This window comes from Helicobacter pylori (genome assembly GCF_014497725.1).
GTDB lineage: Bacteria > Campylobacterota > Campylobacteria > Campylobacterales > Helicobacteraceae > Helicobacter > Helicobacter pylori_DE.
The window spans coordinates 24999-48620 of record NZ_JACTGF010000005.1 but is presented as its reverse complement, the minus strand read 5'-3'; the positions used below and the strand labels follow the sequence as shown (position 1 = coordinate 48620).

Below are 23622 nucleotides of genomic sequence, written 5' to 3'. Positions count from 1 at the left end.
ACAAAAAAGGAAAAAAATAATGGATATTCAAATAAAGAAAAGGTTTTTAGCAAATTTGTTGCTTTTTAGTCTGTTTTCTTGCCTTAAGGCTGAAACCCTTTCAGAAGATCATCAAATCCTGTTGAGTTCAGACGCTTTCCATAGAGGGGATTTTGCCGCCGCTCAAAAAGGCTATATGAATCTCTATAAGCAAACCAATAAGGTGGTGTATGCTAAAGAAGCGGCCATTTCAGCGGCGAGTTTAGGGGACATTAAAACCGCTATGCATTTAGCCATGCTCTATCAAAAAATCACCAATAATCGTAACGATGTTTCTATCAATAAGATTTTAGTGGATGGCTATGCGCAAATGGGGCAGATTGATAAGGCGATTGAACTATTACACAAAATCCGTAAAGAAGAAAAAACCATAGCCACAGACAATGTGTTAGGGACTTTGTATTTGACGCAAAAGCGTTTGGATAAGGCTTTCCCTTTGTTGAATAAGTTTTATAACCAAGTGCATGATGAAGACAGCCTAGAAAAACTCATTACGATTTATTTTTTACAAAACCGCAAAAAAGAAGGCTTAGACTTGTTGCAATCCCATATAGACAGGTATGGTTGCTCAGAGCAATTGTGCCAAAAAGCGCTCAACACCTTCACGCAATTTAACGAGCTTGATTTGGCTAAAACGACTTTTGCTCGTTTGTATGAAAAAAACCCTATTGTTCAAAACGCCCAATTTTACATAGGGGTATTAATCTTGTTAAAAGAGTTCGATAAGGCCCAGCAAATCGCAGAATTATTCCCCTTTGACAGGCGCTTATTGCTAGACTTATACACCGCACAAAAAAAATTTGATCAAGCTTCCAAACAGGCTTCTTTAATCTATCAAGAAAGAAAAGACCCTAAATTTTTAGGATTAGAGGCCATTTATCATTATGAGAGCTTGAGCGCGAAAGATAAAAAACTCACCAAACAAGAGATGCTGCCTATCATTCAAAAATTAGAGCAAGCCACCAAAGAGCGCCAAGCTTGGCTTGCTAAAACTAAAGATAAAGAAGACGCACAAGACGCTTTCTTTTATAATTTTTTAGGGTATTCCTTAATAGATTATGACATGGATGTTAAAAGGGGCATGGATCTTGTGAGGAAAGCCTTAGCGTTAGATTCTAACTCAGTGCTTTATTTGGATTCTTTAGCATGGGGTTATTACAAATTGGGGAATTGTTTGGAGGCTAAAAAAATCTTTTCTAGCATCGCTAAAGAGTCTATCCAAGCCGAACCCGAATTGAAAGAGCACAATAAAATCATTCAAGAATGCAAGAAATAGGGATTTTAGAAAATTTACAAAAAAGCTTAGCCTTAAAAGAGGGCATGCTTTCTTATGAAATGTTAGGTAAAAGCCTGTCGTATAACCCTTACTTGCCTAGAATCATTCCTCAAACCAAAGATTGTGTTTTTGTAACCCCTGATGAGGTTTTAGAAAAGCTTTTGAAAGAAAACACCCACACCGATTGCGTCATTGTCAATTTCAAAGGATTATACGAAATAGGCGCACCAAGCGTGTTTGATTTAGAAGTTTTAGGGTTGTTGCGCCGCCATGCGAGCTCTTTGATTGTCCATCAAGATCTTTTCATCAGCCATTACCAGCTTTTAGAATCGCTTGTTCAAGGCTCTGATGGGGTCATTTTAGACGAAGAGCTTTTGAAAGAAGATTTAAAGGGCATGGTAGAATTTGCTTGGCGTTTGGGCTTGAGCGTGTTTGTAGAAACCCACAAGCCAAATTATACTCATTTAAAAGATTTAGGGGTTTTAGGCGTGCTAGAAAATAGCCCTTATTCTTATAATCAAAAAAAAATAGTCTTTTTAGATTGAATTTTAAGCTAATTTAGAGTAAAAATCGTATTCAAACTTTTTAAAAGGAGTTAGTCATGTCATTATTGGTGAATAATGAATGCATTGCATGCGATGCTTGCAGAGAAGAATGTCCTAGTGAGGCGATTGAAGAGGGCGATCCTATTTATAATATTGATCCAGACAGATGCACGGAGTGTTACGGGTATGATGATGATGAGCCTCGTTGCGTGAGCGTATGCCCTGTAGATGCGATTTTGCCGGATCCTAACAATGCAGAGAGCAAAGAGGAATTGAAATACAAATACGAAAGCTTAAAAGAGCAAAACTAAAGGCTAGCAATGGCTAAAATCACAACCGTGATTGATATAGGCTCTAATTCAGTGCGTTTGGCTGTCTTTAAAAAGACGAGCCAGTTTGGGTTTTACTTGCTTTTTGAAACCAAATCTAGGGTTAGGATTTCAGAGGGCTGTTATGCGTTTAATGGAATCTTACAAGAAATCCCCATGCAAAGAGCCGTTAAAGCCTTGAGCGAATTTAAAGAAATCGCCCTCAAATACAAAAGCAAAAAAATCTTGTGCGTGGCGACCTCAGCGGTGCGCGATGCCCCTAATCGGTTAGAGTTTGTAGCGAGGGTGAAAAAGGCTTGCGGTTTGCAAATCAAAATCATTGATGGGCAAAAAGAAGCGCTCTATGGCGGGATTGCGTGCGCGAATTTGTTGCATAAAAATTCAGGGATCACGATAGATATTGGAGGGGGTAGCACCGAGTGTGCGTTGATTGAAAAAGGCAAGATTAAGGACTTAATCTCGCTTGATGTTGGGACGATTCGCATTAAAGAAATGTTTTTAGACAAAGCCTTAGATGTCAAACTGGCTAAAGCCTTTATCCAAAAAGAAGTCTCTAAACTGCCCTTTAAACACAAAAATGCCTTTGGGGTGGGGGGGACGATTAGGGCGTTGAGTAAGGTATTGATGAAACGCTTTTGTTACCCTATTGATTCTTTGCATGGTTATGAAATAGATGCACATAAAAATTTAGCGTTTATTGAAAAGATTGTCATGCTTAAAGAAGATCAATTACGGCTTTTGGGGGTGAATGAAGAGCGTTTAGATAGCATCAGGAGCGGGGCGTTGATTTTATCAGTCGTTTTGGAGCATTTAAAAACTTCTTTAATGATCACTAGTGGCGTAGGGGTGAGAGAAGGCGTGTTTTTGAGCGATTTATTGCGCCACCATTATCATAAATTCCCCCCCAATATCAACCCCTCTCTCATCTCTCTAAAAGATCGCTTTTTACCCCATGAAAAGCACAGCCAAAAGGTCAAAAAAGAATGCGTGAAATTGTTTGAAGCCTTATCGCCTTTGCATAAAATAGATGAAAAATACCTTTTCCATTTAAAGATTGCGGGGGAATTAGCGAGCATGGGTAAGATTTTAAGCGTCTATTTAGCCCACAAGCACAGCGCGTATTTTATTTTAAACGCTTTGAGTTATGGCTTTAGCCACCAGGATAGAGCGATCATTTGCTTATTAGCGCAATTCAGCCATAAAAAAATCCCTAAAGACAACGCTATCGCCCACATGAGCGCGATGATGCCAAGCCTTTTAACCTTACAATGGCTGAGTTTTATCCTTTCTTTAGCCGAAAATTTGTGCCTAACAGACAGCCACCATTTAAAATACACGCTAGAAAAAAACAAGCTTGTGATCCATTCTAATGATGCGCTTTACTTGGCTAAAGAAATGCTCCCCAAACTCATTAAGCCCATTCCCTTGACGATAGAGTTTGCTTGAAAATAGCGATTGTCAGGCTTTCAGCGCTCGGGGATATTATCGTGAGCGCGGTGTTTTTGGTGGCTATCAAAGAGTGTCTGCCTAACGCCCAAATAGAATGGTTCGTGGATGAAAGATTTAGTGCGATTTTAGAGCATTCCCCCTATATTGATAAATTACACCCCATCGCTTTAAAAAGCACTCTTACGACCTTTAACCCTTTGAAGATTTTCAAACTTTTTAAATCTTTAAGGGCTTATGAATACGATATAGTCATTGACATGCAAGGCCTAGTCAAATCCGCCCTCATCACTCAAATGTTAAAAGCCCCTAAAAAAGTCGGCTTTGATTACGCTTCGGCTAGAGAGGGTTTGAGCGCGTTTTTTTACTCGCAAAAAGTTTCCATCGCTTATGATGAGCCTATTTTAAAGCGCAATTCCACGCTCCTTTCTCAAGCCCTAAACTTGCCAGAAAAAGAAATTTCAGAGGGTTTAAGCTCTAGATTTAAAGTGTTTTCTTACCAAGATTCTCCAAAAATCAATGCGTTAAATTTGAATCAAAATAAACCAAAAATCCTTTTTGTTTTAGAAACTTCTAAAATCAATAAAACTTACCCTATAGAGCGTTTTAAAGAGTTGGTGTTAGCGTTAGAAAATTTTCAAATTTGCTTGTTATGGCATGCTGATGAAAAGAAGGCCACTACGCTTTATCACGCTTTAAAACACCAGTGCGATGTGTTATTGCTCCCCAAACTCACTTTAAACGAGGTTAAGGCGTTGCTCTTTAAAATGGATGTGATTATTGGGGGCGATACGGGTATCACGCATTTAGCATGGGCGTTGCAAAAAGCCAGCATCACCCTTTATGGCAACACGCCCATGGAGCGTTTTAAATTAGAAAGCCCGATCAATGTTTCGCTCACCGGTAATTCAAACGCCAGCTACCATAAAAAGGATTTTTCTATCCAAAACATAGATCCTAAAAAAATTAAAGAATGCGTTTTAAACATTTTAAAGGAAAAAGAATGACTTATAAAGAACGACTCATACACGAAAAAATATTAAACAAAGACGACAAGGGTTTTAAAACAGAACTGCGCATTTTGAGCATTTTTATCGTGGAATCTTTAGTAAATATTCTAGGGTTTATGTTGGCTAAAATGCCCCATTTTTGGTTTTTAAGGTGCATTAAAGCTTTAGCGTGGCTGATGAGAACCTTTGATAGGCGCCGTTATTTTGACGCTAAAGCCAATTTGGATTTTGTGTTTGGGGATTCTAAAAGCGAAGAAGAGAAAAAAAGGATCATTAAAAAGGGGTATGAAAATTTTGCTTTCATCATTTTAGAAACCATTAGAGTGATCTTTATCCCTAAGGCTGAATACGACGCTCGTTTCACGCTCATCAATGAAGAAAACGTGTGGAAGTCCTTAAACAAGGAAGGTCAAGCGATCACTTTATGCATGCATTTTGGCTACTGGGAAGCGGTAGGCACGACTTTAGCGCAATATTATAAGGATTATGGTAGGGGGTGTTTGGGGCGTTTGACTAAATTTGCCCCTATCAATCACATGATCATGAGCAGGCGAGAAGCGTTTGGGGTGCGTTTTGTCAATAAAATAGGGGCGATGAAAGAACTCATTAAAATGTATAATCAAGGCAATGGCCTTGTGGGGATTTTAGTGGATCAAAATGTCGTGCCTAAAGATGGGGTGGTGGTGAAATTCTTTAATAAAGACGCTACGCACACCACGATCGCTTCTATTTTATCGCGCCGTTACAATATAGACATTCAGCCGGTATTCATTGATTTTAATGACGATTATTCGCATTACACAGCGACTTATTACCCAAGTATCCGCTCTCAAATCACTGATAACGCTGAGAATGATATTTTAGAATGCACGCAAGCCCAAGCGAGTTTGTGCGAAGAAGTGATTAGAAACCACCCGGAAAGTTATTTTTGGTTCCACAGGCGTTTTAAAAGCACCCACCCTGAGATTTATCAAAGATAGGGTTTTGTTTTACTGAATACTGATCACAAAATGTAAAAAAATACTTTTTAGTATTTTTTACATTTTACCACTCAATGCGAACAAGAGTGGTATTTCTCCAAAAACTCTTTTTTAAAATTCAAAAACCGCTTTTCTAAAATGGCGTTTCTGGCGTTTTTAACCAACTCTAAATAAAAATGCAAATTGTGCAAGCTGGCTAAACGAGCGTAAGTGAGTTCTTTAGCCCTAAAGAGATGGTGCAAATAGGCTTTAGAATAGCGTTTGCAAGCATAACAAGCGCAATTTTCTTCAATAGGGGTATCATCCAATTTATAGGGCGCGTTTTTGATAGAAATCTTTCCAGAATGCGTGAAAAGGGTGGCATTTCTGGCGTTTCTGGTGGGCATCACGCAATCAAACATGTCTACTCCTAAACTGATAGCGTCTAAAATATTTTCAGGCGTGCCTACGCCCATTAGGTAGCGAGGCTTGTCTTTAGGGAGCAAGGGGGTGGTGTGCGCGATCGTTTCTAGCATTTCATCTACACTTTCCCCCACCGCTAAACCGCCTATAGCGTAGCCATCAAAACCCCCATGCGTCAATCCCACGCTAAGGCTTCGCATTTTCAAATGCGTGCCGCCCTGAATAATGGCAAAAAGGTTGTTGTTGGGGCGGTTTTTTTCTTTATGGTATTCTAGGCTAAGATTCGCCCATTTAGCGCTTCTTTTAATGGATTCTTCAAGGCGTTTTAAGGGAGCGGGCAAGCCCACTAAATCGTCTAAAACCATCATAATATCGCTATTTAAGGCGTATTGAATGTCTAAAACTTTAGCGGGCGTGAATAGATGCTTGCTCCCATCAATATGGGATTTAAAAATAATCCCGTCTTCTTGCAATTTGACGTTATCGCTCAAGCTAAAGGCTTGAAACCCTCCACTATCGGTTAAAAAACTCCCATGAAATTGAGTGAAACGATGCAAGCCCCCTAACTCCTCAACGACCTTTTCGCCCGGCCTTAAATACAAATGATAGGTGTTGGCTAAAATGAGTTTAGCGCCTAAAATTTCTTGCATGTCAGTAGCGTCTAAAGATTTGATGCAGCCTTGCGTGCCTACTGGCATAAAAACAGGCGTTGCCACTTGAGAATGGGCTAAATTTAAAAGACCAGCTCGCGCGTTATTGTCCGTCGCTTGGAGTTGAAAATCCATCGTTTAAGCCTTAATCTTGGATATAATGGCGTAATCATTTTTTAGGAAGTTTGGAATTGAAAAAAATCGCCCTTATTTTAGATGGCATTGTAGCAAAAAATTTTTTAGACTTGGTGCTAAGGCATTATTCTAATCATAATTTTTATATAGTGGTTGTCAAAAATGAGAGCCTTATCCCTAAAAACTACCCAAGCACTTTCGCTTTTCATTGTTTTGATGCGACTTCTAGTTTTAGGCTTTTGCAAGTGTTAAACGATGAGGTGAGCGATGCGTTTTTAATCATACAAGATTTTAAAGAACAGCGCATCATTCACAAAATCATTCAAACCCATTTCAAACGCATGCGCGTGGTTTTTGGCGTGAAAAGAGATGGTGAAAAAACCTTAGAAAACAATGAAGAAAATAAAGATGAAAAGCTTATTTTGATTGATGAATTTGAAGTTTTAGCCAATAAATTCATTTCTCGTTTGCCCAATATCCCTAGCACCCCTAGAGAGTTTGGGTTAGGCAAGGGCGAGATCATGGAGATTGATGTGCCTTTTGGGAGCATTTTTGCTTACAGGCATATTGGCTCTATCAGGCAAAAAGAATACAGGATTGTAGGGCTTTATCGCAACGATGTTTTGTTACTCTCCACTAAATCTTTAGTCATCCAGCCACGAGACATTCTCTTAGTGGCGGGCAATCCGGAAATTTTAAACGCAGTGTATCTCCAGGTTAAAAGCAATGTGGGGCAGTTTCCAGCCCCCTTTGGTAAGAGCATTTATTTATACATTGATATGCGCTTACAAAGCCGAAAAGCGATGATGCGCGATGTGTATCAAGCCTTGTTTTTGCACAAGCATTTAAAGAGCTACAAGCTCTACATTCAGGTTTTACACCCCACTAGCCCTAAGTTTTACCATAAATTTTTAGCGCTAGAAACCGAAAGCATTGAAGTGAATTTTGATTTTTATGGGAAAAGTTTTATCCAAAAACTCCATGAAGACCACCAAAAAAAAATGGGTTTGATTGTGGTGGGCAGAGAGCTTTTTTTCTTCAAAAAACACCGAAGAGCCTTGCATAAAACAGCCACCCCGGTTTATAAAACCAACACTTCTGGCTTGTCTAAAACCACTCAAAGCGTGGTGGTTTTGAATGAAAGTTTAAGCATTAATGAAGACATGTCTTCAGTGATTTTTGATGTGTCTATGCAAATGGATTTGGGCTTGTTGCTCTATGATTTTGACCCTAACAAGCGCTATAAAAATGAGATTGTCAATCATTACGAAAATTTAGCCAACACCTTTAACCGCAAGATTGAGATTTTTCAAACCGATATTAAAAATCCTATCATGTATCTCAATTCTTTAAGAAATCCCATTTTGCATTTCATGCCTTTTGAAGAGTGCATCACGCAAACGCGCTATTTGTGGTTTTTATCCACTAAAGTGGAAAAATTAGCGTTTTTAAACGACGACAACCCTCAAATTTTTATCCCTGTAGCGGAGTGAAAGAATGCAAGAAATTGTAATCCCTTTAAAAGGAAAAAGCTATAAAGTGTTTTTGGGGGAACTGCCTGAAATAAAATTGAAACAAAAAGCGCTCATTGTTAGCGATAGCATCGTGGCCGGGTTGCATTTATCGTATTTATTAGAGCGCTTGAACGCCTTAGAAGTCAGAGTGTGCGTGATAGAGTCCGGGGAAAAATACAAAAATTTTCATTCATTAGAGCGGATTTTAAACAACGCCTTTGAAATGCAATTGAACCGCCATTCTTTAATGATAGCCCTTGGTGGGGGAGTCATAAGCGATATGGTGGGGTTTGCGAGCAGTATTTATTTTAGGGGGATTGATTTTATTAATATCCCTACGACTTTGCTCGCTCAAGTGGATGCGAGCGTGGGAGGGAAAACAGGGATTAACACGCCTTATGGCAAGAATTTAATCGGATCGTTCCACCAGCCTAAAGCGGTTTATATTGATTTAGCTTTTTTAAAAACCCTTGAAAAAAGGGAATTTCAAGCAGGGGTTGCTGAAATCATTAAAATGGCGGTGTGTTTTGATAAAAGCTTGGTAGAAAGATTGGAAACAAAGGATTTAAAAGATTGTTTAGAAGAAGTAATCTTTCAAAGCGTCAATATCAAAGCTCAAGTCGTTGTTCAAGATGAAAAAGAGCGAAATATCAGGGCTGGGTTGAACTATGGGCATACCTTTGGGCATGCGATAGAAAACGAGACTGATTATGAGCGATTTTTGCATGGCGAAGCGATCGCTATTGGCATGTGCATGGCTAATGATTTAGCCCTTTCTTTAGGCATGCTCACTCTAAAAGAATGCGAACGCATAGAAAATTTATTGAAAAAATTTGATCTGATATTCAATTACCAAATCACCGATATTCAAAAATTTTACGAACGCTTGTTTTTAGACAAAAAAAGCGAGAATAAGACAATCAAATTCATTCTGCCCAAAGGCATTGGAGCGTTTGAAATGGCCTCTCATATCCCTAAAGAAACGATTTTAAAGGTGTTAGAAAAATGGCATTAAGGGTATTGTTATTCTTTTGTTTTTTGTTTTTGCAAGCAGAAGATAAGAGCCAAGAATTATCATCTATACAAAAACAAATGGCTTTGGTGGATAAAAAACTCGCCAAAGACGATAACGTGTGGTTGAAAAAATTTGAAAACTACAAGATCTACAATCAGATTTATACCGAAAAAGAGAGCGTGAGGCAGGAATTAAGGCGCTTAAAAAATAAAAAAAGCAAGGATTTATTAAAGATTAGCACCTTAGAGCATACCTTAAAGGCTTTAGAGTCCCAGCAAAAAATGTTTGAAAGCTATGGGGTCAATCCTTTTAAGGACTTGATAGAGCGCCCCAATATCCCCAATATCCCTAATATCGCCAACCCTATTGCGATCATTGATGGCATTTCTTTCATTAAAAGCATGCGTTTAAAGCATGAAAGTCTCAAAAGTAATCAGACTGCTTTAGAAGAAGTTTTAAAGCTTTTAGATCAAAAACACCAGCTTTTAAATCAGTGGCATGCTTTGGATAAAAGCGCGAAACTAAGCGATGAGATTTATCAAACTCAAGCCAAACGCCTGGAATTGCAAGGGGCTCAAAACATTCTAAAAACCACGATCGGGATTTTCCAAAAAGACAGCGATGAAGCCATAAGCATTGTCAAATCTCAAGTTAAAAACCAGCTTTTTAAACTGGTTTATGTGTTTTTAGCGGCCCTTTTGAGCGTGGTGTTTGCGTGGATTTTAAAAATCATTTCCAGTAAATACATTGAAAATAATGAGCGCGTCTATACCGTGAATAAAGCCATTAACTTCGTGAATGTGAGCGTGATCATTTTAATTTTTCTTTTTTCTTATTTAGAAAACGTTACTTACTTGGTAACGGTTTTAGGCTTTGCGAGCGCGGGCTTAGCGATTGCGATGAAGGATTTATTCATGAGCTTGCTTGGGTGGTTTATCATTTTGATTGGGGGGAGCGTGCATGTGGGCGATAGGGTGCGTATCGCTAAGGGGACGGATATTTTTATTGGCGATGTGTTGGATATTTCTATGTTGCACATTACGATTTTAGAAGACGTAACCTTTACCACTTACACGAACAACAGGAGAGCGGGCCGGATTATCTTTGTGCCTAATAATTATATTTTCACCACCATGTTCGCTAATTACAGCCATTTTGGGATGAAAACGGTTTGGGATGGCGTGGATTTTTGCGTTACATTTGATTCTGATTTTAAAAAAGCTTCTAAAATTGCGCTCAACATCGCTACAGAATTGTCTAAAGAATACACGGATATTACCTATAAACAGCTCAATAAAATGCGCGACCGGTATTCTTTAAGGAGTTTGAGTGTGAAGCCTCGATGCTTTTTGATGCCTGAAAATAACGGGATAAAAATCTCGGTGTGGTATCAAACCAATTCGTATGCGACCTTGTCTTTAAGGAGCAAGATTGTGGCTGAAATCGTTGAAGCCTTTTTGAAAGAAGAAAATATTCATATCGCTTATACGACCAGCAAGCTGCTTAAAGTGGATGCTGACGCTCTAGGCGATGGTTTTGGGAATAAAAGGGAACAAAAATGAAAAAAGTCTATTTCAAAACTTTTGGGTGCAGGACGAATCTTTTTGACACGCAAGTGATGGGCGAGAATTTGAAGGATTTTAGCGCGACTTTAGAAGAACAAGAAGCCGATATTATTGTGATCAATTCTTGCACCGTGACTAATGGAGCTGATAGCGCGGTAAGGAGTTACGCTAAAAAAATGGCGCGATTGAATAAAGAGGTGCTATTTACCGGTTGCGGGGTGAAAACCCAAGGCAAAGAGCTTTTTGAAAAAGGGTTTTTAAAGGGCGTTTTTGGGCATGACAATAAAGAAAAGATTAACGCGCTTCTACAAGAAAAAAAGCGTTTTTTTATAGATGATAATTTAGAAAACAAGCATTTAGACACCACGATGGTGAGCGAGTTTGTGGGAAAAACCAGGGCGTTTATCAAGATCCAAGAAGGCTGTGATTTTGATTGCAATTATTGCATTATCCCAAGCGTGAGAGGGAGGGCTAGGAGTTTTGAAGAGAGGAAAATTTTAGAGCAAGTGGGCCTTTTATGCTTTAAAGGGGTTCAAGAAGTGGTTTTAACCGGCACCAATGTGGGGAGCTATGGGAAGGATAGAGGAAGCAATATCGCAAGGTTGATTAAAAAATTAAGCCAGATTACTGGATTAAAACGCATAAGGATTGGGAGCTTAGAGCCTAATCAAATCAACGATGAATTTTTAGAGCTTTTAGAAGAGGATTTTTTAGAAAAACATTTGCATATCGCTTTACAGCACAGCCATGATTTCATGTTAGAGAGAATGAATCGAAGAAACCGCACTAAAAGCGATAGGGAATTATTAGAGATAATCGCTTCTAAAAATTTTGCTATCGGCACGGATTTTATTGTGGGGCATCCGGGCGAGAGCGAAAGCGTTTTTGAAAAGGCGTTTAAAAATTTAGAGGGCTTGCCTTTAACGCACATCCACCCTTTTATTTACAGCAAACGAAAAGACACCCCCTCTAGTTTGATGCGTGATAGCGTGAGTTTGGAAGTTTCTAAAAAGCGTTTGAATGCGATCAAAGATTTGATTTTTCATAAAAATAAGGCGTTCAGGCAATTGCAGTTTAAGCTCAACACGCCCCTAAAAGCCCTAGTGGAAGCGCAAAAAGACGGCGAATTTAAAGCTTTAGATCAATTTTTCAACCCCATTAAAATCAAAAGCGATAAGCCTTTAAGGGCTAGTTTTTTAGAAATCAAAGAGTATGAAATTAAGGAGAGGGAAAACCATGCCGTTTTCTAAATTTTTAGAAAACCTCACCGCTCCCTTTAAACGCATCAAAAACCGCTCGCTTGTTTTGGCGTTAGGGTTTTTGATGCTTACTTTTTGCTTGTTGCTTTTTTTAATCTTAAGCGATGTTTCTAGGCTCATATCCAGTAAGGACTTTTTTTATGTGATCCAGTCTCACCCTAAGCAAACTCTAACAGAAGATGAAAATTATTTTTATGCTAACAAGGGTCTTTATAAAACCAACAAAGAAGCCTTTTTAAGGGTTTATAAAATCCCAGAGAGCATGCCCATAGAAAAACGAGAAAGTTTAAACAAGGTTTCTAAAATCTTTTTAGCGTTGCTTTTTTTCATTTCTAGCATGCTTTTTGGGATCTTTTGGCGCTTGCCCAAACGATTGGACACTAAAATGAGTTTAGAGAGCGCTCACAAAAACGAATTAGAAAATGCATTCCAGCGATACGATGCGCTAGGGGTGCGTTTTGAAGACATTGCAGGGGTGGATGAAGTCAAAGAAGAATTATTAGAAGTGATAGATTATTTAAAAAACCCTAAAAAATACCAGGATTTAGGGATTTTCCTCCCTAAAGGCGTGCTTTTAATCGGGCCTCCTGGAGTGGGGAAAACCATGATCGCTAAAGCCTTAGCGAGTGAAGCCAGAGTGCCGTTTTTTTATGAAAGCGGGAGCGCGTTTTCTCAAATTTATGTGGGGGCTGGGGCTAAAAAAGTGCATGAACTTTTCATGCACGCTAAAAGGCATGCCCCCTCTATTATTTTTATTGATGAAATTGACGCTTTGGGTAAGGCTAGGGGAGGGCATAGGAGCGATGAAAGAGAGGCCACGCTCAATCAGCTTTTAACCGAAATGGATGGGTTTTTACAAAACGATGAGGTGGTGGTGATAGGAGCGACTAACCAAATGGAAGTGATGGATGAAGCGCTATTAAGGAGCAAGCGTTTTGATCGGCGCATTTTCATTTCTTTACCGGATTTACTAGAAAGACAGAGCATTTTAGAAAAGCTTTTAGAAAATAAAAAGCATGCGCTCAATTATCTTAAGATCGCTAAAATTTGCGTGGGTTTTAGCGGGGCGATGTTGGCGACTTTGATCAATGAAAGCGCTCTAAACGCCCTCAAACACCAACGAAACGAAATCACTGAGAGCGACATTTTAGAAGTGAAAGACAAGATCGCTTACGGCAAGAAAAAGCCCCAAACTTTAGACGAAAACCAAAAAGAATTAGTCGCTTTGTATCAAAGCGCGAAAGCCTTAAGCGCGTATTGGCTAGAAATTGAATTTGATAAAGCGCCAATATTAGGGGAATTTATCGCTTTTAATGAAAATAAAATCCATAGCGAGAGCGAGATTAAAAATTACATTAAAGTGTATTTGAGCGGGACGATTATTTTAGAGTTGCTCTATAAGGAGCGTTATAGTCTGTCTAAACAAGACTTGCAAAAAGCGAAATTTTTGAATGAATTTATGGCTAGTGAGCTTCTTTTAGCCCCTACAAAAGAGTCTTTAAGCGTTCTTTATGAAGAGCAATTGGAGTTTTTAAAGCCACAAATTGCAGCTTGCAAGCGATTGAGCGTTTTATTGTTAGAGCAAGAATGTTTAGAGCATGCAAACTTCTATGATTTGTTGAACGGGTGAAAATGCGTTTTTTTAGTGGTTTTGGGTTTGTTAATGAAAGCGTTTTGTTTGAAGAGTGGCTTTTAAAAGGGGCTTATGATGTGTCAGGCTTTTCTATGGGGGCGATTAAGGCGATAGAATACGCCTATAATGAAGTCTTGCAACAACGGCGCATCCATTCCTTATTGTTGTTTTCGCCTTGCATGCTAGCGCATAAGAGTTTGGCGTTCAAACGCTTGCAACTTTCTTCGTTTCAAAAAGATCCGCAAAGCTACATGGATAACTTTTATAAGGAAGTGGGCTTGAACGCCCAATTGGAGCGTTTTAAAAGAGAGGGTTCTTTAGAAGAATTAGAATTTCTATTGGATTACAAGCATAGTGATTCTATAATTAGATTTTTATTAGAAAAAGGCGTGAAGATTGAAGTGTTTATCGGTTTAAAAGATAAAATCACTGACGTTCAAGCCCTTTTAAAATTTTTTATGCCATTAGTTCAAGTGTGGCAGTTTAAAGACTATAACCATTTGTTGCAAAAATCTTAAAAAAGGTGGAAGATGAAAAAATTTGGTTTAGGGGTGTATTTGCTTCTTTTAGGCATTTTGGGCGGCTCTTTGATCACTTTAGGGATGATGGTCGCACCCATTGTTTTCAAAGCTTCAAGCATTTTACCCGAATTGAATCTAACTCCCTTTGAGAGCGGGAAACTCATGGCGCAAATCTTTGTGCGTTTCAATTATCTTTTAGGCGCGATCGGTTTTGTGGTGTTACTTTATGAAATCATTTCGTTTATTTATTATAAAAGATCGTTAGTGTATTTGATCCTTGGCGTGGCGATAGGGGCGTTGTGCTTGCTCTTTGTTTTTTATTACACGCCTTATATTTTAAACGCTCAAAAAGTGGGTGAAGCCGCGCTTCAAAGCGCTGAATTTGCCCGCTCGCACGCTCAAAGCGAATGGCTGTTTAAGGAATTGCTTGTGCTGGTGTGCGCTTTGTTTTTCTTGCGTTTGTTTGGGAAAAACTCGGTTTGATTAAAGGGGAGAGTTTTTAGTTACTATTTAGAGAAAAAGAAAGTAGCGTTTAAATGAAAAAGTTTAAAAAGAAACCAAAAAAGATAACACGCAAGCAAAAAACCATCTTAAAGCGTCCTTTATGGCTTATGCCTTTACTGATTGGTGGGTTTGCTAGTGGGGTGTATGCGGATGGAACGGATATTTTGGGGCTTAGTTGGGGGGGAAAAAGCCAAAAGGTATGCGTGCATCATCCATGGTATGCTTTATGGAGTTGCGATAAATGGGAGGAAAAAACCCAACAATTCACAGGAAACCAACTCATCACAAAAACTTGGGCAGGGGGCAATGCGGCTAACTACTACCACTCTCAAAACAACCAAGACATCACAGCCAATTTAAAAAATGATAACGGCACTTATTTTTTAAGCGGTCTGTATAACTACACGGGAGGGGAATATAATGGGGGGAATTTAAATATTGAATTAGGCAATAACGCTACTTTTGATTTGGGCACTCATAGTGGGAATAGCTTCACTTCTTGGTATCCTAATGGGCATACTAATGTTACTTTTAGTGCTGGGACTATCAATGTGAATAACAGCGTGGAAGTGGGCAATCGTGTGGGATCGGGAGCTGGCACGCACACCGGCACAGCCACTTTAAACTTGAACGCTAATAAAGTCAATGTCAATTCCAATATCAACGCGTATAAAACTTCGCAAGTGAATATAGGCAACGCTAATAGCACCATTACTATTGGTTCGGTTTCTTTAAGTGGGGATACTTGCAGTTCTTTAGCTAAAGTTGGCAGTGGGGCTAATTGCTCCACTTCTGGGCCTAGCTATTCTTTTAAAGGCACGACTAACGCTACTAATACGACCTTTAGCAATGCAAGCGGCAGTTTCACTTTTGAAGAGAACGCCACTTTTAGTGGGGCGAAATTAAATGGGGGGAGTTATACTTTCAATAAAGAGTTTAGCGCTACCAATAACACCGCCTTTAATAGCGGTAGCTTCACTTTTAAAGGCACAAGCTCTTTTAATGGCACGAATTTTAGTAACGCTTCCTATATTTTTAACAATCAAGCCACTTTCCAAAACAGCTCCTTTAATGGGGGGACTTTTACTTTCAATAACCAAACTAATCCAGATAACAGCGCTCAGCACCCCCAAATTCAAAACAGCTCTTTTAGTGGCAGCACTACCACTCTTAAGGGCTTTGTGAACTTTCAGCAAGCCTTTAACAACTCAAACCACCAACTAACAATCCAAAACGCTTCGTTTGATAACGCCACTTTCAATAATACCGGTAAAATCACTATAGAAAAAGATGCGAGTTTTAACAACACGACATTCAACACTTCTATTAATACAAACAACATGAGTGTTACCGGTGGCGTTACTTTAAGCGGTAAGAATGATTTGAACAATGGTTCAACCCTTGATTTTTGGAGTTCTAAAATCACTCTCACTCAAGGGACGACTTTCAACCTTACAAGTTTAGGGGATAAAAAGAGTGTAACGATTTTAAATTCTAGCGGTGGGATCACTTATAATCATCTTTTAAACCATGCAATCAACAGCTTAACAAACGCCTTAAAAACGAATGAAAGCTCTTCAAATCCGCAAAGTTTCGCTCAAGGTTTATGGGAGATGATCACTTACAATGGGGTTACCGGACAGCTTTTGAGCGGAAACGCTACAACATCTAAAAACACTGACTCTTCGCCCCCTAAATCCTCTTCAAACTCTACGCAAGTCTATCAAGTGGGCTACAAAATAGGGGATACTATCTACAAACTGCAAGAAACTTTTGGCCCTAATTCCATTATCATCCAAGCTTTAGAGAGCGGGACTTACACGCCACCCCCTGTCATTAGCGGCTCCAAATTTGACTTATCCGCTTCAAATTATATTAATGCTGACATGACTTGGTATGATCATAAACATTACATCCCCAAATCTCAAAATTTTACAGAGAGCGGGACTTATTACTTGCCGAGCGTTCAAATATGGGGGAGTTACACTAACTCGTTTAAACAAACCTTTAGCGCTAGTGGTAGTAATCTGGTGATTGGGTATAACTCAACATGGACTGGAAATAGCGTTTCTTCTAGCGACACGGTGTCTTTTGGGGACACTTCAGGGAGCGCTCTTAATGGGCATTGCGGGCCTTGGCCCTATTATCAATGCACAGGCACGACTGATGGCACTTATAGCGCTTATCATGTGTATATCACAGCGAATCTGCGTTCTGGCAATCGTATAGGCACCGGTGGGGCAGCCAATCTCGTCTTTAATGGGGTAGATAGTATCAATATCGCTAACGCTACCATCACGCAACATAACGCCGGGATTTATTCAAGCTCTATGACTTTTTCCACGCAAAACATGGATAGTTCGCAGAATTTGAGTGGTCTAAACGCTAATGGCAAACTTTCCGTGTATGGTGCAACTTTCACTAACCAAGCCAAAGACGGGAAATTCATTTTCAATGCGGGGCAAGCGACTTTTGAAAACACCAACTTTAATGGAGGGAGTTACCAATTCAGCGGCGATAGCTTGAATTTTTCAAATAACAACCAGTTCAATAGCGGTTCGTTTGAGATTGGTGCAAAAAACGCTTCGTTCAATAACGCTCACTTCAACAATAGTGCTTCTTTTAATTTCAATAATTCTAACGCAACCACTTCGTTTGTGGGGGACTTCACTAACGCTAATTCAAATTTGCAAATCGCCGGGAACGCTGTTTTTGGGAACTCTACTAATGGCTCTCAAAATAACGCTAATTTTAATAATACCGGCTCTGTTAATATCTCAGGGAATGCAACTTTTGATAATGTGGCTTTTAATGGCCCTACGAATACGAGCGTGAAAGGGCAAGTTACTCTCAATAACATCACTTTAAAAAACCTGAACGCCCCTTTGTCTTTTGGCGATGGAACGATTGCTTTTAGCGCTCATTCGGTTATCAATATTGATCAGGCTATCACTAATGGCAACCCTATCACCCTTGTAAGCTCTTCTAAAGAAATTGAATACAACGACGCTTTTAGTAAAAACTTATGGCAGCTCATCAACTACCAAGGGCATGGGGCAAGTAGTGAGAAACTCGTCTCTAGCGCGGGTAATGGTATTTATGATGTGGTGTATTCTTTCAATAACCAAACCTATAATTTTCAAGAGGTTTTTTCACCCAACAGCATTTCTATCCGGCGTTTGGGCGTTGGCATGGTGTTTGATTACATGGATATGGAAAAATCGGATCGTTTGTATTATCAAAACACTCTTGGTTTTATGACCTACATGCCTAACAGTTATAACAATAATTTAGGGAATCCAAACAACACCATTTATTATTACGACAACAGCATTGATTTTTATGCGAGCGGGAAAACTTTATTCACTAAAGCGGAATTTTCTCAAACGTTCACCGGGCAAAACAGCGCGATCGTTTTTGGGGCTAAAAATATATGGACGAGCGTAAGCGATGCGCCGCAATCTAATGTGGTCATTCGCTTTGGGGACAATAAGGGAGTAGGGAGCAATGATGCGAGCGGGCATTGCTGGAATTTGCAATGCATAGGCTTTATCACAGGGCATTATGAAGCGCAAAAGATTTACATCACCGGCAGCATTGAAAGCGGGAATCGCATTTCTAGCGGTGGGGGCGCGAACCTTAATTTTAACGGGCTTCAAGGCATTCTTTTAACGAACGCGACTTTGTATAACCGCGCCGCTGGCACACAAAGCTCTTCTATGAATTTTGTTTCTAACAGCGCGAACATTCAAGCCCAAAACTCCTATTTTATAGACGATACCGCGCAAAATAAAGGCAACCCTAATTTTAGTTTCAACGCTTTGAATCTGGATTTTTCTAACAGCTCTTTTAGAGGCTATGTGGGGCAAACGCAGTCCGTTTTTAAATTCAATGCCACTAATGCGATCAGTTTCACCAACAGCACGAATTTAAGCTCTGGTTTGTATCAAATGCAAGCTAAAAGCGTGTTGTTTGACAATTCCAATTTAAGCGTTTCAGTGGGGACAAGCAGCATTAAAGCCAATGCGATCAATCTTTCTCAAAACGCCTCTATCAATGCGAGCAACCATTCAACCTTGGATCTTCAAGGCGATTTGAATTTGAACGACACCAGCTCGCTCAACCTCAACCAAAGCGCCATCAATATTTCCAACAACGCCACGATCAACGATTATGCGAGCTTGATTGCGAGTAATGGCTCTCACCTTAATTTTAACGGGGCGGTTAATTTCAATTCAGCGAATATTACTACGAGTTTGAATGATTCTTCTATCGTGTTTAAGGGAGTGGTCTCTTTAGGAGGGCAGTTTAATTTAAGCAATAACTCTTCTTTAGATTTCCAAGGCTCTAGCGCCATTACCTCTAACACGGCGTTTAATTTCTATGATAACGCTTTTTCTCAAAGCCCCATCACGTTCCATCAAGCCCTTAACATTAAAGCACCCTTGAGTTTGGGAGGCAACCTCTTAAACCCTAACAACAGTAGCGTGCTGAATTTAAAAAACAGCCAGCTTGTTTTTAGCGATCAAGGGAGTTTGAATATCGCTAACATTGATTTATTAAGCGATCTAAACGATAATAAAAATCGTGTGTATAACATCATTCAAGCGGACATGAATAGTAATTGGTATGAGTGCATCAACTTCTTTGGCATGCGCATCAATGACGGGATTTATGATGCTAAAAACCAAACTTATAGTTTCACTAACCCCCTTAATAACGCCCTAAAAATCACCGAGAGCTTTAAAGACAACCAACTAAGCGTTACGCTCTCTCAAATCCCGGGCATTAAAAACACGCTCTATAACATTGGCTCTGAAATCTTTAACTACCAAAAAGTCTATAACAACGCTAATGGCGTGTATTCTTATAGCGATGACGCAGAAGGCGTGTTTTATCTCACTAGCAGCGTGAAAGGCTATTATAACCCCAACCAATCCTATCAAGCCAGTGGCAGTAACAACACCACGAAAAATAACAATCTAAGCTCTGAGTCTTCTGTCATCTCGCAAACCTATAACGCGCAAGGCAACCCTATTAGCGCGTTGCACATCTATAACAAGGGCTATAATTTCAATAATATCAAAGCGTTAGGGCAAATGGCACTCAAACTCTACCCTGAAATCAAAAAGATATTAGGGAATGATTTTTCGCTTTCAAGTTTGAGCAATTTAAACTCTAATGCACTAAACCAGCTTACCAAGCTCATCACGCCTAGCGATTGGAAAAACATTAACGAGTTGATTGATAACGCAAACAATTCGGTGGTGCAAAATTTCAATAACGGCGCTTTGATTATAGGGGCGACTAAAATAGGGCAAACAGACACCAATAGCGCGGTGGTTTTTGGGGGCTTGGGCTATCAAACACCTTGCGATTACACTGATATTGTGTGCCAAAAATTTAGAGGCACTTATTTAGGGCAGCTTTTAGAGTCTAGCTCGGCTGATTTGGGCTATATTGACACGACTTTTAACGCTAAAGAAATTTATCTTACCGGCACTTTAGGGAGTGGGAACGCATGGGGGACTGGGGGGAGCGCTAGCGTAACTTTTAACAGCCAAACTTCGCTTATTCTCAACCAAGCGAATATCGTAAGCTCACAAACCGATGGGATTTTTAGCATGCTAGGCCAAGAGGGCATCAATAAGATTTTTAATCAAGCCGGGCTCGCTAATATTTTGGGCGAAGTGGCGGTGCAATCCATTAATAAAGCCGGGGGATTAGGGAATTTGATAGTAAATACGCTAGGGAGTGATAGCGTGATTGGGGGGTATTTAACGCCTGAGCAAAAAAATCAAACCCTAAGCCAGCTTTTAGGGCAGAATAATTTTGATAACCTCATGAATGATAGCGGTTTGAACACGGCGATTAAAGATTTGATCAGACAAAAATTAGGCTTTTGGACCGGGTTAGTGGGGGGATTAGCCGGACTGGGGGGCATTGATTTGCAAAACCCTGAAAAGCTTATAGGGAGCATGTCCATCAATGATTTATTGAGTAAAAAAGGGTTGTTCAATCAGATCACTGGCTTTATTTCCGCTAACGATATAGGGCAAGTGATAAGCGTGATGTTGCAAGATATTGTCAAACCGAGCGACTCTTTAAAAAACGATGTAGCCACTTTAGGCAAGCAAATGATTGGCGAATTTTTAGGCCAAGACACGCTCAATTCTTTAGAAAGCTTGCTGCAAAACCAACAGATTAAAAGCGTTTTAGACAAAGTCCTAGCAGCTAAAGGCTTAGGGCCTATTTATGAACAAGGTTTGGGGGATTTGATCCCTAATCTTGGTAAAAAGGGGCTTTTCGCTCCCTATGGCTTGAGTCAAGCGTGGCAAAAAGGGGATTTTAGTTTCAACGCGCAAGGCAATGTTTTTGTGCAAAATTCCACTTTCTCTAACGCTAATGGAGGCACGCTTTCTTTTAACGCAGGAAATTCGCTCATTTTTGCCGGAAACAACCACATCGCTTTCACTAACCATTCTGGAACGCTCAATTTATTGTCTAATCAAGTTTCTAACATTAGCATCACCACGCTTGATGCCAGCAACGGCCTTAAAATTAATGCTGCTAATAACAATGTTTCCGTGTTTCAAGGCAATCTGTTTATCAACGCTAGTTGCGCGCAACAAAGCGATCCAACGACAGCTAGCGCTACAAACCCTTGTACGCTCACCACTCAAAATAACACTTATTCTAGTAATGCGTCAAGTAACGCGCCAATCGCCTTGAACAATAACGATGAGAGCTTGGTGGTTGCGGCGAATGGTTTCAATTTTTCAGGCAATATTTACGCTAACGGGGTGGTTGATTTTTCAAAGATTAAAGGCTCTGCAAACGTTAAAAACCTGTATCTTTACAATAACGCTCAATTCCAAGCCAACAACCTCACGATTTCCAACCAAGCGGTGTTAGAGAAAAACGCCAGCTTTGTAACGAATAACTTAAACATTCAAGGCGTATTTAACAACAACGCCACGCGCAAAATAGAGGTACTTCAAAATTTAGTGATCGCTTCAAACGCTTCTTTAAGCACCGGGATTTATGGGTTAGAAGTAGGGGGGGCTTTGAATAATTTGGGAACGATCCATTTTAATTTAGAAAATTCTCAAACGCCTACAAATCCGCTCATTCAAGCAGAGGGGATCATTAATCTCAACACCACCCAAACGCCTTTTATAAATGTCAATAACAGCATGGCCAATAACACGACTTACACTTTATTAAAAAGCAGCCGTTACATCAATTACGATATCAGCCCCGATAGCTTGCAATCGTATTTAAAGCTCTATACCTTAATCAATATCAACGGAAACCACATAGAGGAAAAAAACGGCGTATTGACTTATTTGGGCCAACGGGTTTTATTGCAAGATAAGGGGTTATTATTGAGCGTAGCGCTGCCTAACTCAAACAACGCTTCTCCAAACAACATTTTAAGCCTTTCTGTCCTTCATGACCAGATTAAAATGTCTTATGGCAACAAGATCATGGATTTTACCCCCCCTACCTTACAAGATTACATTGTGGGCATTCAAGGACAAAGCGCACTCAATCAAATTGAAGCGATAGGGGGGAATAGCGCTATCAATTGGCTTTCAACATTGATGATAAAAACCAAAGAAAACCCGCTTTTTGCGCCGATTTATTTAGAAAACCACTCTTTGAATGAAATCTTAGGCGTAACAAAAGATCTTCAAAACACCGCAAGCTTGATTTCTAACCCTAATTTTAGGGATAACGCTACCAACCTTTTAGAATTGGCGAGTTACACCCAACAAACCAGCCGTTTGACAAAACTCTCTGATTTTAGGGCTAGAGAGGGAGAGTCTGGTTTTTCTAATCGTTTACTAGAGCTTAAAAACAAGCGTTTTAGCGATTCTAACCCTAGCACTTTAGAGGTTTTTGTCAAATACTCTCAACTCAGCAAACACCCAAATAACCTTTGGGTTCAAGGGGTGGGGGGAGCGAGCTTTATTTCTGGGGGCAATGGCACGCTTTATGGCTTGAATGTGGGCTATGACAGGTTAGTTAAAAATGTGATCCTTGGGGGTTATGTGGCTTATGGCTATAGCGACTTTAATGGGAACATCATGCATTCTTTGGGTAATAATGTGGATGTGGGGATGTATGCGAGGGCTTTTTTAAAAAGGAACGAATTCACTTTGAGTGCGAATGAAACTTATGGAGGCAATGCAAATAATATCAATTCTTCTAATCCCTTGCTTTCTGTGTTGAACCAACGCTATAGTTATAACACTTGGACAACGAGCGTGAACGGGAATTACGGCTATGATTTCATGTTCAAACAAAAAAGCGTGGTGCTAAAACCTCAAGTGGGCTTGAGTTATTATTTCATAGGCTTGAGCGGGATGAAAGGCAAAATAAATGATGCCGCTTACAAACAATTTCTCATGCATTCAAACCCCTCTAACGAATCGGTTCTAACGCTCAACATGGGGCTAGAGAGCCGTAAATATTTTGGTCAAAATTCCTATTATTTTGTAACGGCGAGACTGGGTAGGGATCTTTTGATCAAATCTAAAGGCGGCAATATGGTGCGTTTTGTGGGTGAAAACACTTTATTGTATCGCAAGGGGGAAGTTTTCAACACTTTTGCGAGCGTGATCACAGGAGGCGAAATGCATTTGTGGCGTTTGGTGTATGTGAATGCGGGGGTGGGGCTTAAAATGGGCTTACAATACCAAGACATTAATATAACCGGGAATGTGGGCATGCGAGTGGCGTTTTAGCTTTTTTGCTATAATGCTTCGTTCAAATTTTATGGTTAGGTTTTTC

15 protein-coding genes are annotated in these 23622 nt (G+C 39.8%); 14 read left to right on the top strand and 1 reads right to left on the bottom strand.

Translation table 11 applies throughout. The annotated features are described in order from the left end of the window. The first annotated feature begins 19 nt into the window (after positions 1-19). The 6 genes from H7N69_RS05050 to H7N69_RS05025 are packed head-to-tail and all read left to right on the top strand — an operon-like array spanning position 20 to position 5625. A complete protein-coding gene (locus H7N69_RS05050) occupies positions 20-1315 on the top strand; it encodes a tetratricopeptide repeat protein (protein WP_187884992.1) in 1296 nt (431 codons plus the stop codon). Next, the gene (locus H7N69_RS05045; protein WP_187884991.1) at positions 1303-1860 is read left to right on the top strand and encodes a beta/alpha barrel domain-containing protein; all 558 of its coding nucleotides are present in this window, start codon (positions 1303-1305) and stop codon (positions 1858-1860) included. Before H7N69_RS05050 ends, H7N69_RS05045 begins: the two co-directional genes overlap by 13 nt. 56 nt (positions 1861-1916) lie before the next feature. Next, positions 1917-2171 carry a YfhL family 4Fe-4S dicluster ferredoxin gene (locus H7N69_RS05040; protein ID WP_187884990.1) on the top strand — a complete coding sequence of 85 codons (255 nt, stop codon included), beginning with the start codon at positions 1917-1919 and terminating at the stop codon, positions 2169-2171. A 9-nt stretch (positions 2172-2180) separates the two neighbouring features. Next, the gene (locus tag H7N69_RS05035) at positions 2181-3635 is read left to right on the top strand and encodes a Ppx/GppA family phosphatase (protein ID WP_187884989.1); all 1455 of its coding nucleotides are present in this window, start codon (positions 2181-2183) and stop codon (positions 3633-3635) included. Continuing rightward, positions 3632-4642 carry a lipopolysaccharide heptosyltransferase I gene (waaC, locus tag H7N69_RS05030; RefSeq protein WP_187884988.1) on the top strand — a complete coding sequence of 337 codons (1011 nt, stop codon included), beginning with the start codon at positions 3632-3634 and terminating at the stop codon, positions 4640-4642. The genes H7N69_RS05035 and waaC overlap by 4 nt, the downstream gene beginning before the upstream one ends. Then, complete coding sequence (locus H7N69_RS05025; RefSeq protein WP_187884987.1) at positions 4639-5625, top strand: lipid A biosynthesis lauroyl acyltransferase; 987 nt, start codon at positions 4639-4641, stop codon at positions 5623-5625. The genes waaC and H7N69_RS05025 overlap by 4 nt, the downstream gene beginning before the upstream one ends. 71 nt (positions 5626-5696) lie before the next feature. Here H7N69_RS05025 and tgt read toward each other — a convergent pair whose 3' ends face one another. Next, positions 5697-6812, bottom strand: a complete 1116-nt coding sequence (gene tgt / locus H7N69_RS05020) for a tRNA guanosine(34) transglycosylase Tgt (protein WP_187884986.1) — start codon at positions 6810-6812, stop codon at positions 5697-5699. 56 nt (positions 6813-6868) lie between these two features. Here tgt and H7N69_RS05015 point away from each other — a divergent pair, with 56 nt between their 5' ends. From H7N69_RS05015 to imaA, 8 genes are read left to right on the top strand one after another with little or no spacing between them, the layout of a single operon-like run. Further along, the gene (locus H7N69_RS05015; protein ID WP_187884985.1) at positions 6869-8305 is read left to right on the top strand and encodes a COG3400 family protein; all 1437 of its coding nucleotides are present in this window, start codon (positions 6869-6871) and stop codon (positions 8303-8305) included. Positions 8306-8309: 4 nt separating this feature from the next. Then, positions 8310-9341, top strand: a complete 1032-nt coding sequence (gene aroB, locus H7N69_RS05010; protein ID WP_187884984.1) for a 3-dehydroquinate synthase — start codon at positions 8310-8312, stop codon at positions 9339-9341. Next, positions 9332-10903, top strand: coding sequence for a mechanosensitive ion channel family protein (locus tag H7N69_RS05005; RefSeq protein WP_079362357.1), 1572 nt, complete (start codon positions 9332-9334; stop codon positions 10901-10903). Before aroB ends, H7N69_RS05005 begins: the two co-directional genes overlap by 10 nt. Continuing rightward, the gene (mtaB, locus tag H7N69_RS05000; protein ID WP_187884983.1) at positions 10900-12156 is read left to right on the top strand and encodes a tRNA (N(6)-L-threonylcarbamoyladenosine(37)-C(2))-methylthiotransferase MtaB; all 1257 of its coding nucleotides are present in this window, start codon (positions 10900-10902) and stop codon (positions 12154-12156) included. Before H7N69_RS05005 ends, mtaB begins: the two co-directional genes overlap by 4 nt. Beyond that, complete coding sequence (locus H7N69_RS04995) at positions 12143-13795, top strand: AAA family ATPase (RefSeq protein WP_187884982.1); 1653 nt, start codon at positions 12143-12145, stop codon at positions 13793-13795. The genes mtaB and H7N69_RS04995 overlap by 14 nt, the downstream gene beginning before the upstream one ends. Positions 13796-13797: 2 nt before the next feature. Next, a complete protein-coding gene (gene bioV / locus H7N69_RS04990) occupies positions 13798-14316 on the top strand; it encodes a pimelyl-ACP methyl ester esterase BioV (protein ID WP_187884981.1) in 519 nt (172 codons plus the stop codon). A gap of 12 nt (positions 14317-14328) precedes the next feature. Next, positions 14329-14802 carry a DUF4149 domain-containing protein gene (locus H7N69_RS04985; RefSeq protein WP_187884980.1) on the top strand — a complete coding sequence of 158 codons (474 nt, stop codon included), beginning with the start codon at positions 14329-14331 and terminating at the stop codon, positions 14800-14802. 53 nt (positions 14803-14855) lie between these two features. Beyond that, positions 14856-23576, top strand: a complete 8721-nt coding sequence (imaA, locus tag H7N69_RS04980) for an immunomodulatory autotransporter protein ImaA (protein ID WP_187884979.1) — start codon at positions 14856-14858, stop codon at positions 23574-23576. Positions 23577-23622 lie beyond the last annotated feature (46 nt).